Genomic DNA, 15,223 nt, shown 5'->3' on the forward strand with positions numbered 1-15,223 from the left:
TTCATATTTTTAACGGTGAGTGTCTAATTGAACTTTGGCTATTAATTCGCGTTTAATGGCGATCGCTCGTCCTTTTTGGTTGATATAAACGGTATCTTCATCCCTTCGCAGAAGTTGACCGCGCCATTCTTTCTGCTCTAAGTAAGGGGCGTAGGTTGTTATCAGTACAGGAAACCCTTTAAAGGTCATAAATTCGCGATCGCTCGTTAATTGTCGAGAAATTCCGGGACTTGATATCTCTAAAACGTATGCTCCTTCAAGAATTTGGGCTTCATCAAGGGTCAGTTCTAACTCTCGACTGATTTGTTCACAGTCGTCTAAGCTGGTATCCCCCAGAGGGTTACGAATATCCACTCGCAACACGGGGGGCCGTTTGTTGGTGTGAAATATCACGTCAACCACTTCTAACCCCAAATTTTGGGCGATGGGGGTGGCTAATTCAATAATTTTGGGAATCAGAGGATGAGTCATGGTTACTCAAACAATAAAAAAAGCGGGGTTTGACCCACTTCCATTAAAAATCAGCAAGTGACATTACCCACATTTACTCCAAGGGACATAACGTGGGCTTGAAGAATTGCTTCTAGAAGTTTATGATACATTTATGCGGTAGAATGCGACACAAAGAAGCACTATACGGCAATAGCATTTAGGTTTAATCACCTAAAAGGAGGTATCCCTCAAAGCTTCCAAAAAACTTGAAAGCACAATATTTCCCCCGTTTTTCACGTCTTGGTTCTTGACGTTAACTAGCCATTTAATTGAATTTCGGGTTGAAAACACTCCCATTCAAAGGCATTATTAAGCACCCATGAGCGGATCAACCCCATTATACTACAAATCAGTGATTAAAAGAATAAGAAACTGAGTAGGTTGGGTTGAACGATAGTGAAACCCAACACTTAGATTAGGTTTTTGACACTCCCTACGGTCGGTTTATCAATTGGTCGCAATTCCCACTGATGTTAACATCTGTATAATGGTAGACCCCTTGCTATATTAAGTTGGGTTTCGTACCTCAACCCAACCTACAATCTAAGTTATAGTTTCTGACATAAATCACGAAAATCATCCCCTCGATGCTCAAAGCTTTGATATTGATCAAAACTGGCACAAGCAGGAGATAATAAGACAGTTTTAGCTTGATATTGTTGCCCTAATTCTAACCCTTTTTTTACTGCTTTATCCATTGTCTTAACAATTTCATAATTATTATAATTACATTCTTTTAACCGTTTAGCAAAGGTTGGGGCTGCATCACCAATTAATAATACGGTTGCTGCTTTTGCTTTAATTTCTTCAAGCCAACGGGTATCATCTCCCTCTTTTGCTTCTCCTCCTGCAATTAAAATAACGGGAGATTCTACGGACTTTAATCCAACTTCTGCGGCATCATAATTAGTGGCTTTACTATCATTAATAAAGTCAATTCCTTGGACATTACAAATTAATTCTAAGCGATGAGGAACCCCAGTAAAGGTAGCAATCGCTTGAGCGATTGCCGTTTTTTCTATTCCGGCTAATCTGGCGGCAGCTACAGCCATTAATAAATTTTGTTGATTATGAGAACCCACCATTTTAAACAAATTAATTGGTATAATTAATTCACCAAAAGCTACCACCCAATTATCTTGTAAATAGACCCCTTTCGCCGGATCACAAAGTAAATTATCTTTGCCTTTTACACTTGTCCAATAAGCATCTGGCCACTGTTCTAAACCTACTTGACGTAAATAAGGATCATCACCATTAAATATTTGATGACGACAACGATGTAACAAAGAGGATTTAATAGAGTAATAGTTATCTAGGGTTTTATGACGACTTAAATGATCGGGAGTAAAAGTTGTCCAAATGCAAATTTTAGGCGCAATTTTTTGAGATGATTCTATCTGATAACTACTAATTTCTGCTATAATAAAATCATAAGGTTGAGCGTTATCTTTTTTTTGTTGAGATAAAGCTAATTCACAAGCGGCATAACCAATATTACCACAAGCAGGGGCATTTAATTTTGCTCCTTGAAACATGGCAGAAACTAAAGCAGTTGTGGTTGTTTTTCCATTGGTTCCTGTAATGGCAACCCAAGGAGATGAGTTAAGATATCGCCAAGCTAATTCTAATTCTCCAATAGTATCAATGCCTAGATCACGGGCTTCTACTAATAAGGGAATATCCCAAGGAACTCCTGGACTAACGACAATTAAATTAGGTAAATTATCAGAGGTTAGAATAGGGGTATGACCTAATTTAACGCTAATGCCTTCATCTGCTAATTTTTGTTGCGTTGGGTATAAATTAGGGGAGTCAGCGCGATCGCTTAATATCACGTCCCATCCCTCCCGTTTAAGGAGTTTGGCGGCCGCAATGCCCGATCTTCCCAATCCAATAATATAAGCTATAGCCATCGTTTTGGTGGCATCCTTCCTTAATTTTAAGCTTTGCTTATTTTAGCAAGAATTGACCGCAAAAATTTCTCAATTTCATCAGGTGACGATAAACTTGATTAAAATCATGGAAGTCTAGACCGGCTGACCTCATAATCACAATTCTAGTCCATTTTAATTAATTTATTTGGTTCTATCGGATTTACTATGCTAAATTGATAATTAATGACAGACTTAAGTCTGATCCTATAAAGACTAAGTCCGCCTGCGCGGACTAAATTCTTAGGTTGCGTAGGCAACCTTTGTTTGTATAGCTTAACTCTGAGCGAGTTAAGGTCTATCATTTGTAATAATTTAGCATAACTTGTCTGGTAGAATTATTTATTTTTATAAGATATGAAAATTTCAATTAACTTAAACTGTAAGAAGTTAATCTATAAATTAGTCTGTCCTGGGATTATAGCATATTATTTTAAATTATGGTGGATTTAAAATAATTAGTGGCAAAAATTTAAAAAAACGTTACAGTAAATAATTAGAATCATTATTGTTTGGGAAGAGGAAGCCCTATGCTGGAGTTATATCAATTTGAAGTTTCTCAGTATTCTGAAAAAGTCCGATTAATTCTTGATTATAAAGGATTAGAGTACCGTAAAATCGAAGTAACACCAGGAATTGGACAAATTGATCTTTATAAGATGTCGGGACAAACACAAGTTCCGGTGTTAAAAGATGGAGATACTATTGTTTCAGATTCAACGGAAATTGCTTTTTATTTAGATAGAAAATATCCAGAAAAGCCTATTATTCCGAATGATCCTGTTTTACGAGGCCAATGTTTATTAATTGAAGAATGGGCTGATGAATCTATTGGATTAAAAGGTAGAACTGCCTTTATTGGGGCATTAAATCAAAACCCTAATTTTCGGACTTCTGTGCTACCAAAAGAAGTACCTGACTTTCTAAAGACTTTAGTAGGAGCGGTTCCTGGTGATTTATTAAGTGTATTAGGAACTGGTGTCGGTTTTGGCAAAGATGCAGTTAAGGAAGCCAATAAAGCTCTCAAACAAGATTTAGAAGCTTTGAGTCTTATTTTACAACACCGTCCCTATTTAGTGGGGGATGAACCGACTTTAGCTGATTTAGCGGTTGCGGGATTAAGTATCATTTTAAAGCTACCCCCTGGGGATTATTTAGATATTCCTGATACTCTTAAGGGTAAAGGAATACCTGGGTTAGCGGATAATATGACTTATGATAGCTTTTTCCTGTGGCGCGATCGCTTATATATGGAGTATCGTAAACCTCTTGGTAAGAGGAGTCAAACAGAGGGTTCTCCGACAACAATCAATATTGATTAGAGTCATTGGTTGATGGTAAATTATGTTTTAGTTATGATTCATAAACCATCAACCATCATAAGCGAAAAAGCTGTTTATTTTTTGATCAACAATTTAGCTAGGTAAGTCTCATGAAAACAGAAAAAGAGCAATTTGAAGTTACTAAAACAGACAAAGAGTGGAAAGAAATTTTAAGTCCTGAACAGTTTAATGTATTAAGAAAACATGGAACAGAAAGAGCGGGAACCAGTCCCTTAGATAAAGAATATAGTGAGGGAATATATGAGTGTTCCGGTTGTGGACATCCCTTATTTACTTCTGATACAAAATATAATAGTGGGACAGGTTGGCCAAGTTTTTATGCGCCCCTTGAAGGAGGGATTGAAACATCAATTGATCGTTCTTTATTTATGACTCGTGTTGAGGTGCATTGTAGTCATTGTGGGGGACATTTAGGTCATGTTTTTTCTGATGGGCCACAACCAACGGGACAACGATATTGTATGAATGGAGTTTCTTTAAAATTCGTTCCCAAGGAATAAGTTTAAGGGGTAATAAATTAAGGGTTGGCTATTAAATCAGTTAACAGTAAACAGTTATCAGTTATCAGGTGTATAGTAGGGGACTTATACCCATGAACGCCGGAACAGTTATCAAAACTTTTAACTGATAATTGTTAATTTTATAGCCAATCCTTACTGTAATTTTGGTGAGATGCAGTATATAATTGAAAATAACAGTTATTTTGAGGTGAATAAAAAAATGTCAGTTACGATTGAACAAGACCTTAAAGAATATCTCGGTAAGTTTGACCAAAGATTTGACAGACTGGAGCAAAAGTTAGAAAAAATTGATAATCGTCTTACTAACTTAGAAGTTGGACAAGCTAGATTAGAGGAAAAAGTTGATAGTTTAGAAAAAGATATTGAAAGTGTAAAAGAAGACACAAAAGAATTAAAAGGTTCTCAGAAAGCCCAAATATGGACGTTAATTGGTATTTTGGGAACGGCATTATTAGGAACGGTGGTGAGCTATATTATTCTACCTTTGCCCCCTCAATGATGATTATATTGGTTAATTTCTGGAGATAAGACATATAATTTATAATTACATTATCTTCAATACTTTAATAATACTATGAATAACAATACTGTATTGATAGTTCATTGATTTACTCCTGTAAATTATCTAACTCTTTAATGTTCATTAACTCATAATAATATACTATAATTTTATGACAAATTGCGAACGCCTCACACTAATAGGAGAGTATTAAACTTTGGTAACACAAATCGATTCAAAAACCTACGAAAATAAAACCCAGGAAATCGCCAGAGAGTTAATTGCCCAAACCCGCGAAAAACGTTCTCTTTGGACGAAATTAGGGGATCAAATGCGCTGGGATGATAAACTCTTAGGCTTTGCCATGAGTAACCCCGGTTTACGGGTGCAATTATTCCATTTTATTGATGCTTTACCCGCATTACAAAGTAATGCCGAAATCGCTCATCATTTGCAACAATATTTAGGGGATGAATCGGTAGAGTTGCCTAGTGCATTAAAAGGCATTCTTAACTTTACAGATTATAATTCTCCCCCGGCTCAATTAGCAGCCGCTACTATTAGTAAAGCAGTAGAAACTCTCGCTTTTAAATATATTGCTGGCGAAACTGTGCCACAAGTCATCAAAACCATTGAACGTCTCAGAAAAGAGAAAATGGGTTTTACTATTGACTTATTAGGAGAAGCTGTTATTACAGAAACCGAGGCTAAAGCTTATTTACAAAGCTATCTTGACTTAATGGAACAATTATTTACTGAGTCGAAAAAATGGTCAATAGTTAAAGAAATTGATGAAGCATCAGGGGAAAAATTACCCCAGGTTCAAGTATCAGTTAAATTAACCGCATTCTACTCCCAATTTGACCCGATTGACCCAGAAGGCAGCAAAACCAAAGTTTGTGACCTGATTCGGATTCTACTACGTCGCGCCCAAGAATTAGGAGTAGCCGTCCATTTTGATATGGAACAATATGTTTATAAAGATCTCACTTTAGGGATCTTAAAAGAACTATTGTTAGAAGATGAATTTCTTACCAGAACTGATATCGGTGTCACTCTACAAGCATATTTAAAAGACTCTCAACAAGATTTACATGACTTGATTGCTTGGGCAAAAAAACGGGGTTATCCTATTACAATACGTTTAGTTAAAGGGGCCTATTGGGATCAAGAAACCATCAAATCTTTACAAAATCATTGGCCTCAACCCGTCTTTAACCAAAAATCAGCCACCGATGTCAATTATGAACAAATGACCCAGTTATTGCTGGAAAATCACGAATATTTATATGCGGCTATCGGTTCCCATAATGTGCGATCGCAAGCAAGGGCCATTGCCATTGCCCAAACCCTTAATATACCCCCCCGTCGCTTCGAGATGCAGGTATTGTATGGTATGGGGGATCAACTAGCCAAAGCCTTGGTTAAAACGGGTTATCGGGTTCGGGTCTATGCGCCATACGGTAACTTATTACCAGGTATGGCCTATTTAATTCGCCGTTTATTGGAAAATACGGCTAATAGTTCCTTCTTACGGCAAAATTTAGAAGAAAGACCCATCGAGCAGTTAATCGCACCTCCTCAAGTTGCCATGGAAAACCTACCTTCACCAGATAAAGACAAATTTGTCAATGCTCCTGACACAGATTATTCTCGGAAAGTCTTACGGGAAAAAGCACAGCAAGCCCTAGCAAAAGTTAAAGATTCTCTCGGTAAGACCTATTTCCCCCTTATTAACGGCGAATATGTACAAACTGAGGTTATTATTGACTCGGTGAATCCTTCCAAGTCTTCCGAACTTGTCGGACAAATTGGTTTAATTTCCGTTGAACAAGCAGAACAGGCATTAAATGCAGCAAAAGCAGCTTTTAATGCTTGGAAAAAGACCCCTGCTAGTGAAAGAGCGAGAATACTCCGCAAAGCTGGGGATTTAATGGAAGAACGCCGTCATGAGTTATCCGCTTGGATATGTGTAGAAGTGGGTAAAATCTTACAACAAGCAGACGCAGAAGTGTCCGAAGCGATAGACTTTTGCCGTTATTATGCCAGTGAGATGGAACGGTTAGATAAGGGTTATAGCTATGATGTGGCAGGGGAAACCAACCGCTATCATTATCAACCCAGAGGCATCGCTTTAGTGATCTCTCCTTGGAACTTCCCCTTTGCGATCGCAACTGGAATGACAGTGGCAGCATTAGTAACTGGAAATTGTACCTTATTGAAACCTGCGGAAACATCTACAGTGATCGCGGCGAAAATTGCCGAAATATTGGTCGATGCGGGCATTCCTAAAGGAGTCTTTCAACTTGTGCCAGGAAAAGGTTCTCAAGTGGGGGCCTATATGGTGAATCATCCTGATGTCCATGTGATCGCTTTTACGGGGTCGCGGGAAGTAGGATGTCGTATCTATGCCGATGCTGCTATTTTACAACCAGGGCAAAAACATCTTAAGCGGGTTATTGCAGAGATGGGGGGCAAAAATGCCATTATTGTTGATGAAAGTTCTGACCTCGATCAAGCGGTGGCAGGGGCGGTATTTTCTGCTTTTGGCTACTCTGGTCAAAAATGTTCGGCCGCGTCCCGTATTATCGTTTTAAACCCGGTTTATGATGCCTTTTTAGAACGGTTTGTCGAAGCCACGCGATCGCTGAATATTGGGCCAACGGATGAACCTTCTACTCAAGTGGGGCCCGTTATTGATGCAACGGCCCAGAAACGCATACGAGAGTATATTGCGATCGCCAAACAAGAGTCAACCCTTGCCCTAGAGATGGAGTCCCCGGAGAATGGGTATTATGTGGGGCCGACCATTTTTGGGGATGTGTTGCCGACCCATACTATCGCCCAAGAGGAGATTTTTGGGCCAGTGGTGGCAGTGATGCGGGTTAAGGACTTTGATGAGGCGTTAGCGGTGGCTAATGGGACGGACTACGCTTTGACTGGGGGGTTATATTCCCGTAGTCCCGAACATATTGAACGGGCCCAGAAAGAGTTTGAAGTGGGAAACCTGTATATTAACCGCACCATTACCGGGGCTATTGTTTCCCGTCAACCTTTTGGCGGTTTCAAGTTGTCGGGTGTGGGTTCTAAAGCAGGGGGGCCGGACTATTTATTACAGTTCTTAGAACCTCGTCATGTGACTGAAAATATTCAGCGTCAAGGGTTTGCACCCATAGAAGGGGCTGAGTAACTTGTAGGGTGGGCAATGCCCACCCTACCTCTTTAATCTATACTATGAATTTAATTAGCATTAGAACAAGTTATCTCGTAAGCCTGGTTAACAAAAGATCCGAGGTTTTTAAGATGTTGACAAGAAAGATTGCTTATAGAAATTGAATTGCAAGTTGACTCAATGATTATCCCTTCTGTATGGTGATTAACTATCACTGCTTGATTGGTTGCAACTAATTTATAAAATTTGCCAACGAGAAATTTATTATTTTCATTATTTGTCCATCCAAATCTATTAATAATATTTTCAATCCTTTTTATTATTTCTATAATTTCATCAGAATAGTAATTATTAAGAATTACTATTACAAACTTACTAACATTTCCTTTCTCTAATCTTCCTAATAAATCAATAACTTTATGTTTATGAACTTCTGCTTGTTTTTGTAAAAGGTTAAATAATAAAGGGGAATCATAGATTTTGATTAACTTTAGCAAAAATTCATCAGGAGAAATAGCGATCACATGGTACTTAGATAAGATATCATTAGGAAAATCTTTGAGATTATGAGTAACTATGATAACTAAATGATGAAATCCATCATCAGTCAAAATTTTTTGAGCTTCTATAGCTGCTGCTAAAACATGGCGATCTTTAGGATCATTATCGAGGGTTGAAATTAGACTCTCTGATGGATAAACTAAGGCTTCTGGAAATGCTTTCTGTATTTGCTCTACTCGTTTTTTAGCTTTTTGATCGGCTATGCTTGAATCTAAATTCTGTGTTTTTTTTAGAAGCTTTGCTAGATTTCTTGTCGTTTCCTCTAAAATTTTGGGAGAAGTGTAAAACTTATACATATCTTGATCAGCCGCTCTGAGAAGGGTATCACATAGCGGCATAGGAATGAGGACACAAGCATCAAGAACGACAATGGGTTTTTCCACTGAAAGAATTAATCTTCATTAATGATTTGACTAACTGATTCATAGTCTAACTCATCTAATCCGTCCTCGTAAATACTCGCTGAAAATTCACGAAGAACTTGACGACGTTCTGTATCCCTTTGTTCTTTGTATGCCAGTAAATCCTTCACTAATACTTTTCTACGGTTGCCAACTTTAGTAAAAGGTATTTCATGATTTTCCAGAAGTTTCACTAAGTAAGGTCGTGAAACATTGAGAACTTCAGCAGCTTGTTGAGTAGTCATGTAAGTTTCATCAGGAACAACAGTGACAGATTTGCCTTGCCGCAAAGCTGTTAGTATATTCGAGATAGTTTCATATTCATGTTCCGATAGGGGAATTTTGTGTCCTTTGACTAACAGAGAATAGTCAGTATCTTTTGAAGATAAACCACTATCCCCTTTTAGATTAACTTTCGGGAAACTTTTTGAATGTTTAATTAGACGAGTGGTAGACATGACAAACTCCTGTTATTGTCAGGACAATAAAAACTCTCTAGACGTTAATAGAAGGGCTGATGATACACGATCAACTGCTTCGCTAAGATCATTTATATTGTGCTATGGGCTTTTACTTTTCATTTCGAGTATATCCTTTATTTGAAATATTCGCAAGATCTGAAATATAAAGGTCGTTTATAATAGAACAAAAAAAGTTTTTTGAGTTCTTAGGTTCTAATAAACAGCAGCTTGAGTATCGAAAAATAAGCTTTCTTTTTATGCTATAGTACAGTTAAATCTTTTAAAAGATATTTACGTACTATGGAATCAGTTGGTATTGTTGAAGCGTCTCGTTTACTGGAAATAAGTCGTCAACGCATACAGCAACTCATTTATGCTAACCGGGTCAAAGGAGCGTATAAAACTAAGCAGGGTTGGCAAATTCCCCTCTATGGGGGTATGCCTCGGATTATCAGAGGCAAAAGAGGCGTTCAAGGGACATGGCGAGTCAAGCGTCGCATCAAACCGACCATTATTCATGTGAATAAAAACATCATTGGGGCTAATCGCCATAAGGACATTAAAGATCCGGTCATTGCTGTAAGAAAAGGCTCAAAAGTAACTTATTGTTCCGAAGTCTCTTTTGAAGGAAAATGCCAAATTGTTTACCGACCAGGAAATACAAAGCATTGCAGTGGTGCAACGGTGTGGATAGAAGTAGATGCCACCACTAAGATCTGTATGAAGTCAGAGAAAATTGTTATCTAAAAAATAAGTACATATTATGCTAATATGCCTAGATAAATGACAAATCGAGAAAGTTGATAGAGTTATGGAAACTAACACCATACTGGATTGGATTTTAGGAAGTTTAGCCCTTACCATCTTAATTGGTGGAATGTTAATGCTATTGAGTGGGGTTTTAGGAATGGGTGATAAGTAAATAAATCTTATTTATTGCCTAATAATTTATCTCGCAGATGTTTAATTCTATCCCGATATTTAGCTGCTTCTTCAAACTCTAATTGTTTAGCTGCTTCTTTCATTTGTGCTTCTAATTGTTCAATTAATTGGGGTACTTTTTCTAAGGGTAAATCATCTGATTTTTGATAAACTTCTTCTAATTGTTGAGAATTTAAACGACGAGAAATGTCTAAAAATGATAAAATAGAGTTACCTGACCCTTTAATAATCGATTGAGGGGTAATATTATTTATCTTATTATGAGCCATTTGAATTCCTCGTCTTCTTTCTGTTTCTTCAATAGCTTTAATCATGCTATCGGTTAAATTATCAGCATATAAAATAGCTTGTCCATTAATATGACGTGCTGCTCTACCAATGGTTTGAATTAAGGATCTTTCTGCTCGTAAAAATCCTTCTTTATCTGCATCTAAAATAATCACTAAAGACACTTCGGGTAAGTCTAAACCTTCCCTTAATAAATTCACCCCAATTAAGACATCAAATTCTCCATTTCTCAGACCTTGTAATATTTCAATACGTTCCAGGGACTTAATCTCTGAGTGAAGATATTGTACTTTAATTCCTCTATTATGAAAATACTCGGTTAAATCTTCGGCCATGCGTTTAGTTAACGTCGTAATTAAAACTCTTTCTTGTAACTTAACTCTATCTTTAATTTCTCCTAATATATCATCTACTTGTCCTTCAGTCGGACGAACAAAAATCAGGGGATCTAATACCCCAGTTGGACGGATAATTTGTTCAGCTATTCTATCTTCTGATTGTTCAATTTCCCAATTTCCCGGAGTGGCAGACACAAAAATACATTGATTGACTTTTTGCCAAAATTCCTCAGCTTTTAAAGGACGGTTATCAGCAGCACTAGGTAAGCGAAAACCATGATCAATTAACACTTGTTTACGAGCGCGATCGCCGTTATACATTCCCCTAATTTGGGGAACGGTTACATGAGATTCATCGATGACTAATAACCAATCTTTAGGAAAATAATCAATTAGACATTCTGGAGGTTCCCCTGCATTTTTTCCCGCTAAATAACGAGAATAATTTTCGACTCCGTTACAATATCCCACCTCTGTTAATAACTCTAAATCATAACGAGTTCGTTGATCAATTCGTTGTGCTTCTAATAATTTACCAGCTTTTTCTAATGTCTCAATCTGTTGTTTTAATTCCAGTTTAATAGCTTCACAAGCTGTTTCTAATTGTTCATCAGGAGTAACAAAGTGACGAGCAGGATAAATATTAAGACTGTTCAGACTATGAAGAATTTCCCCACTGACGGGATCAAGATAACGAATAGCATCAATTTCGTCCCCAAAAAATTCAACTCGAATGACTCGATCTTCATAAGCAGGAACTAATTCTAAAACATCTCCTTTTACCCGAAAACTTCCCCGTTGTAATTCCAGATCATTACGGGAATATTGAATAGTCACTAAATCCCGTAATAACTGACGTTGATCAATTTCTTTACCAACTTGTAAGGGAACGGCCGCTTTAAGATATTCGGCCGGCATTCCTAAACCATAAATACAACTAATAGAGGCAACTACAATGACATCTTTTCGCTCAAACAAAGAACGAGTAGCTGAGTGTCTTAACATATCGATTTCATCGTTTATAGATGAACTTTTTTCAATATATGTATCACTCACAGGTAGATAAGCTTCAGGTTGATAATAATCGTAATAACTAATAAAATATTCAACTGCGTTATCGGGAAAAAATTGTCGTAACTCGTTACACAATTGAGCAGCGAGGGTTTTATTATGAGCTAAAACTAACGTCGGTTTTCCAATTTTTTCAATCACGGCAGCAATAGAAAAGGTTTTACCTGTTCCAGTAGCTCCTAATAAAGTTTGAAAACGGTTTTCTCCTTGGAGATAGTTAACTAATTGACTGATAGCTTGGGGTTGATCTCCGGTAGGTTGAAAAGGAGCTTGTAAACTGAATAGACTAGGATTCATAATAAAATTCAAAAGTAGAGGTCAACGGTCGTTGACCCCTACATAATAACTCTATTTAACCTAGCTTTGGGATAAAATAGAGCTTAAGCTATAAAACTTATACTTTTTCTGGTTGATTTGCATAGCTATCTTTTGTGAGATACTTAACTCTTGCTTTGATAAATTCAGCAACACCATAAATCTGATCTAAATTTTCGATAGTTGTTGTTGCTTCTTTCTTGAAATCAGTATTATCAAGAATAGAAATAGTTTTATGGCCAGTTCTTTCATTAAACCGCAGACGACAAACTGTTTGTCTTACTTTTCCATCCAAGTTAATCCCAAAATAAGCTTTCGTGTCTTTATACTGAATTCGAGAGGTGTCAACGACTTCTCTCAGTATTGACTTAATCATATAAAATCCTTCTAATTCTTCTGCTGTTGTCACAATTCCGTTATCTTCAGAATCAGATTGATCGGTTATTATTTCTTCTAAATTATCAATGGGGGATAAGTCTTGTATAAAGCTAGAAGAACTATCATTGTTAATGGCAGATTCCAAACGTTCTTTAATCCGTTCATTAATATATTCTTTAAGAGAACGCTGAGTAATTTCTGTGAACTTCTCGATCACGCCAGATGTCATTCTTCCAGAGTAAACATGAGTAACAAAAAATTTAACAAAATCAGTGCAAGGATTAGATAATTGCTCAGAAATTACCCGTTTAATTTCTTTGGTATATAAAAGGTTTCTAGCAACATTTTCAAGATCATCAAGATTAAAGTTAGACTTAGAAAACCGCTTGAGTTCATTGAGTGAAGATTCATCAAAATTTAAAACATTAAATTCAAAGAACGGTTTATCATCCATTATATTGTCTTTATCTGTATCAGTATAAAACCGATAGATAATACCATTAGTTAAGACACCAAACTTCGCTTCTGTTGAATGAAAATATCGATGAAGTTGGGAATTATGTTTAGGATTCTCAAGATTATCCCCACACCATTTACACTCAATTAAGATGATGGGTTTATCGTTTAAACAAATAGCATAGTCAACTTTTTCTCCTTTTAATCCTGGTAAATCTGCTGTATATTCAGGATGAACTTCTATGGGATTAAAGACATCATACCCCCATGCTTGGATAAAAGGCATAATAAAAGCTGTCTTCGTGGCTTGCTCATTTTGAATTTGGGACTGTAGCTTATCAACCTGCTGCGCGATCCCTTTGAGTCTGTCAACTAAATCCATATTGTCTCCTACTAAGTCTTACAATGGGCTTATTTCTAGTAATCCCCAAAAAAAAATTTCTAACACATTTATCAAAAATTATCTTAATTATTTTGATCATACCATAAATGGCGCAAAATTGACATAATTCTATTTTAAAATTGAGTGCGTTAGCCTAAACACCCTAGATAAACTGTAATAACTCAAAATGACAACCCCTGATTTTTCTAAGACTTCCTTCTCAAGTTCCCAAAAACCACTGCCAAAACTTAACTTATTGACCATGTTCCGTTTAGGACTATTCCAAATGGGGTTAGGAATTATGTCCTTGTTAACACTGGGAGTCATCAACCGCATTATGATTGATGAATTGACCATTCTCCCTGGGATAGCTGCGGCTGCGATCGCCATGTATCAATTCGTCAGCCCCCTACGGATTTGGTTTGGGCAAATGTCCGATAGTAAAACTATTGGCAAATATCATCGTACTGGTTATGTCTGGATAGGTGCAATGCTGTTTACTGTTTTGGCATTTGTGGCCCTGCAAGTAGTGTGGCAGTTAGGGACAAGTGTGCAAACAAACGGTTGGACTGGCATTACCTATGGTTGGGCGGGTATATTAGGGTTAGTGTTTGCTCTCTATGGATTAGGCCTCAGCGCGAGTTCTACGCCCTTTGCCGCCTTGCTGGTGGATGTTTCCGATGAGGATAACCGCTCGCAACTGGTGGGTATTGTCTGGTCAATGTTGATGGTGGGTATTGTGGTTGGGGCCATTATTAGCTCAAAATTGCTCAATACTCCTGAAATTTGCGGGACTGCCATTTTATCTTATGACCCCACCCAAACCAGCAAAATTGTTGATATTGCCAAACTGCAAGCGATCGTTAATCCTGTATTTATTATCATGCCTGGGGTGGTCTTAAGTTTATGTTTCTTGGCCACTTGGGGTGTAGAGTCTCGTTATTCTCGTTTTCGTTTTCGTTCTACCTTAGTTGAAAGAGAAGATCAAATTACCTTGGGAAAAGCATTAGGAGTATTAACCGCGAATCGTCAAACTGGGCGATTTTTCAGCTTTTTGTTAATACTTACCCTCAGTTTATTTATGCAAGATGCGGTGATGGAACCTTATGGAGGTGAAGTGTTTGGGATGTGTATTTCTGAAACTACCCAGTTAAACGCCTTTTATGGTTCAGGAACCCTTTTTGGTATCGCTTCCACAGGATTTTTAGTATTACCCCGTTTAGGCAAGCAAAAAACCACGAGAATTGGCTGTATTTTAGCGTCGGCCTGTTTTAGTGTCATTATTTTGGCCGGGGTAATGAATAGTCCGAGTTTGCTCAAGTCAGGGTTATTGTTATTTGGGTTAGCATCAGGAATGATTACAGCAGGGGCCACCAGTTTAATGTTAGATTTAACTGCAGCAGAAACGGCTGGAACCTTTATTGGAGCTTGGGGGTTAGCCCAATCCATGGCCAGAGGAATTTCGACAGTTTTAGGGGGTGTTTTCTTAAATTTTGGCAAAATGCTCTTTTCTAGTCCCATGTTAGCTTATGGGTTAGTTTTTGCTCTGCAAGCGATGGGAATGTTAGGGGCAATTTGGTTATTAGGAAGGGTAGATGTGAGAGAATTTAAAGATAATGCTAGGGCTGCTATTTCCGCAGTGATGGAAGGAGAGTTAGACTAGACTCAT

The 15,223-nt window shown here is 37.5% G+C and carries 13 protein-coding genes; 7 read left to right on the plus strand and 6 right to left on the minus strand.

Annotated features, from left to right (window positions below):
* Positions 1-9: 9 nt before the first annotated feature.
* Both rimP and murD read right to left on the minus strand, forming a co-directional pair.
* A complete protein-coding gene (rimP, locus tag AsFPU1_RS12365) occupies positions 10-471 on the minus strand; it encodes a ribosome maturation factor RimP (protein ID WP_124976619.1) in 462 nt (153 codons plus the stop codon).
* Positions 472-1,040: 569 nt separating this feature from the next.
* Positions 1,041-2,408 (minus strand): UDP-N-acetylmuramoyl-L-alanine--D-glutamate ligase, encoded by a 1,368-nt coding sequence (gene murD, locus AsFPU1_RS12370; RefSeq protein WP_124976620.1) that lies wholly within the window; start codon positions 2,406-2,408, stop codon positions 1,041-1,043.
* 548 nt (positions 2,409-2,956) lie between these two features.
* On the opposite strand from murD, the gene AsFPU1_RS12375 reads away from it, so the two are divergent.
* The 4 genes from AsFPU1_RS12375 (at position 2,957) to pruA (ending at position 7,979) form a co-directional block, all read left to right on the plus strand.
* Positions 2,957-3,748: a glutathione S-transferase gene (locus AsFPU1_RS12375; RefSeq protein ID WP_124976621.1), complete on the plus strand. Its 792-nt coding sequence runs from the start codon at positions 2,957-2,959 to the stop codon at positions 3,746-3,748.
* 110 nt (positions 3,749-3,858) lie between these two features.
* Positions 3,859-4,269: a peptide-methionine (R)-S-oxide reductase MsrB gene (msrB, locus tag AsFPU1_RS12380; RefSeq protein WP_124976622.1), complete on the plus strand. Its 411-nt coding sequence runs from the start codon at positions 3,859-3,861 to the stop codon at positions 4,267-4,269.
* A gap of 220 nt (positions 4,270-4,489) precedes the next feature.
* Positions 4,490-4,789, plus strand: a complete 300-nt coding sequence (locus AsFPU1_RS12385) for a hemolysin XhlA family protein (protein ID WP_124976624.1) — start codon at positions 4,490-4,492, stop codon at positions 4,787-4,789.
* Between the two features lie 217 nt (positions 4,790-5,006).
* Entirely contained in the window at positions 5,007-7,979 is a 2,973-nt protein-coding gene (gene pruA / locus AsFPU1_RS12390; RefSeq protein WP_124976626.1) for an L-glutamate gamma-semialdehyde dehydrogenase, read from the plus strand.
* A gap of 50 nt (positions 7,980-8,029) precedes the next feature.
* On the opposite strand, the gene AsFPU1_RS12395 is transcribed toward pruA, so the two are convergent.
* On the minus strand, positions 8,030-8,905 hold the full coding sequence (locus AsFPU1_RS12395; protein ID WP_124976628.1) for a PIN domain-containing protein: 876 nt from the start codon (positions 8,903-8,905) through the stop codon (positions 8,030-8,032).
* Positions 8,906-8,913: 8 nt separating this feature from the next.
* Positions 8,914-9,381 carry a helix-turn-helix domain-containing protein gene (locus AsFPU1_RS12400; protein ID WP_124976630.1) on the minus strand — a complete coding sequence of 156 codons (468 nt, stop codon included), beginning with the start codon at positions 9,379-9,381 and terminating at the stop codon, positions 8,914-8,916.
* 303 nt (positions 9,382-9,684) lie between these two features.
* Here AsFPU1_RS12400 and AsFPU1_RS12405 point away from each other — a divergent pair, with 303 nt between their 5' ends.
* Both AsFPU1_RS12405 and AsFPU1_RS12410 read left to right on the plus strand, forming a co-directional pair.
* Positions 9,685-10,131, plus strand: a complete 447-nt coding sequence (locus AsFPU1_RS12405; RefSeq protein ID WP_124976632.1) for a hypothetical protein — start codon at positions 9,685-9,687, stop codon at positions 10,129-10,131.
* A 64-nt stretch (positions 10,132-10,195) separates the two neighbouring features.
* Positions 10,196-10,306, plus strand: a complete 111-nt coding sequence (locus tag AsFPU1_RS12410) for an NAD synthetase (RefSeq protein WP_125061111.1) — start codon at positions 10,196-10,198, stop codon at positions 10,304-10,306.
* A 7-nt stretch (positions 10,307-10,313) separates the two neighbouring features.
* On the opposite strand, the gene uvrB is transcribed toward AsFPU1_RS12410, so the two are convergent.
* Together uvrB and AsFPU1_RS12420 are read right to left on the minus strand one after the other, a co-directional pair.
* Positions 10,314-12,320: an excinuclease ABC subunit UvrB gene (gene uvrB / locus AsFPU1_RS12415; RefSeq protein ID WP_125061112.1), complete on the minus strand. Its 2,007-nt coding sequence runs from the start codon at positions 12,318-12,320 to the stop codon at positions 10,314-10,316.
* A gap of 97 nt (positions 12,321-12,417) precedes the next feature.
* Complete coding sequence (locus AsFPU1_RS12420; protein ID WP_124976760.1) at positions 12,418-13,554, minus strand: type I restriction endonuclease; 1,137 nt, start codon at positions 13,552-13,554, stop codon at positions 12,418-12,420.
* 187 nt (positions 13,555-13,741) lie between these two features.
* On the opposite strand from AsFPU1_RS12420, the gene AsFPU1_RS12425 reads away from it, so the two are divergent.
* On the plus strand, positions 13,742-15,217 hold the full coding sequence (locus tag AsFPU1_RS12425; RefSeq protein ID WP_124976762.1) for a BCD family MFS transporter: 1,476 nt from the start codon (positions 13,742-13,744) through the stop codon (positions 15,215-15,217).
* Positions 15,218-15,223 lie beyond the last annotated feature (6 nt).

This window comes from Aphanothece sacrum FPU1 (assembly GCF_003864295.1).
GTDB lineage: Bacteria > Cyanobacteriota > Cyanobacteriia > Cyanobacteriales > Microcystaceae > Aphanothece_B > Aphanothece_B sacrum.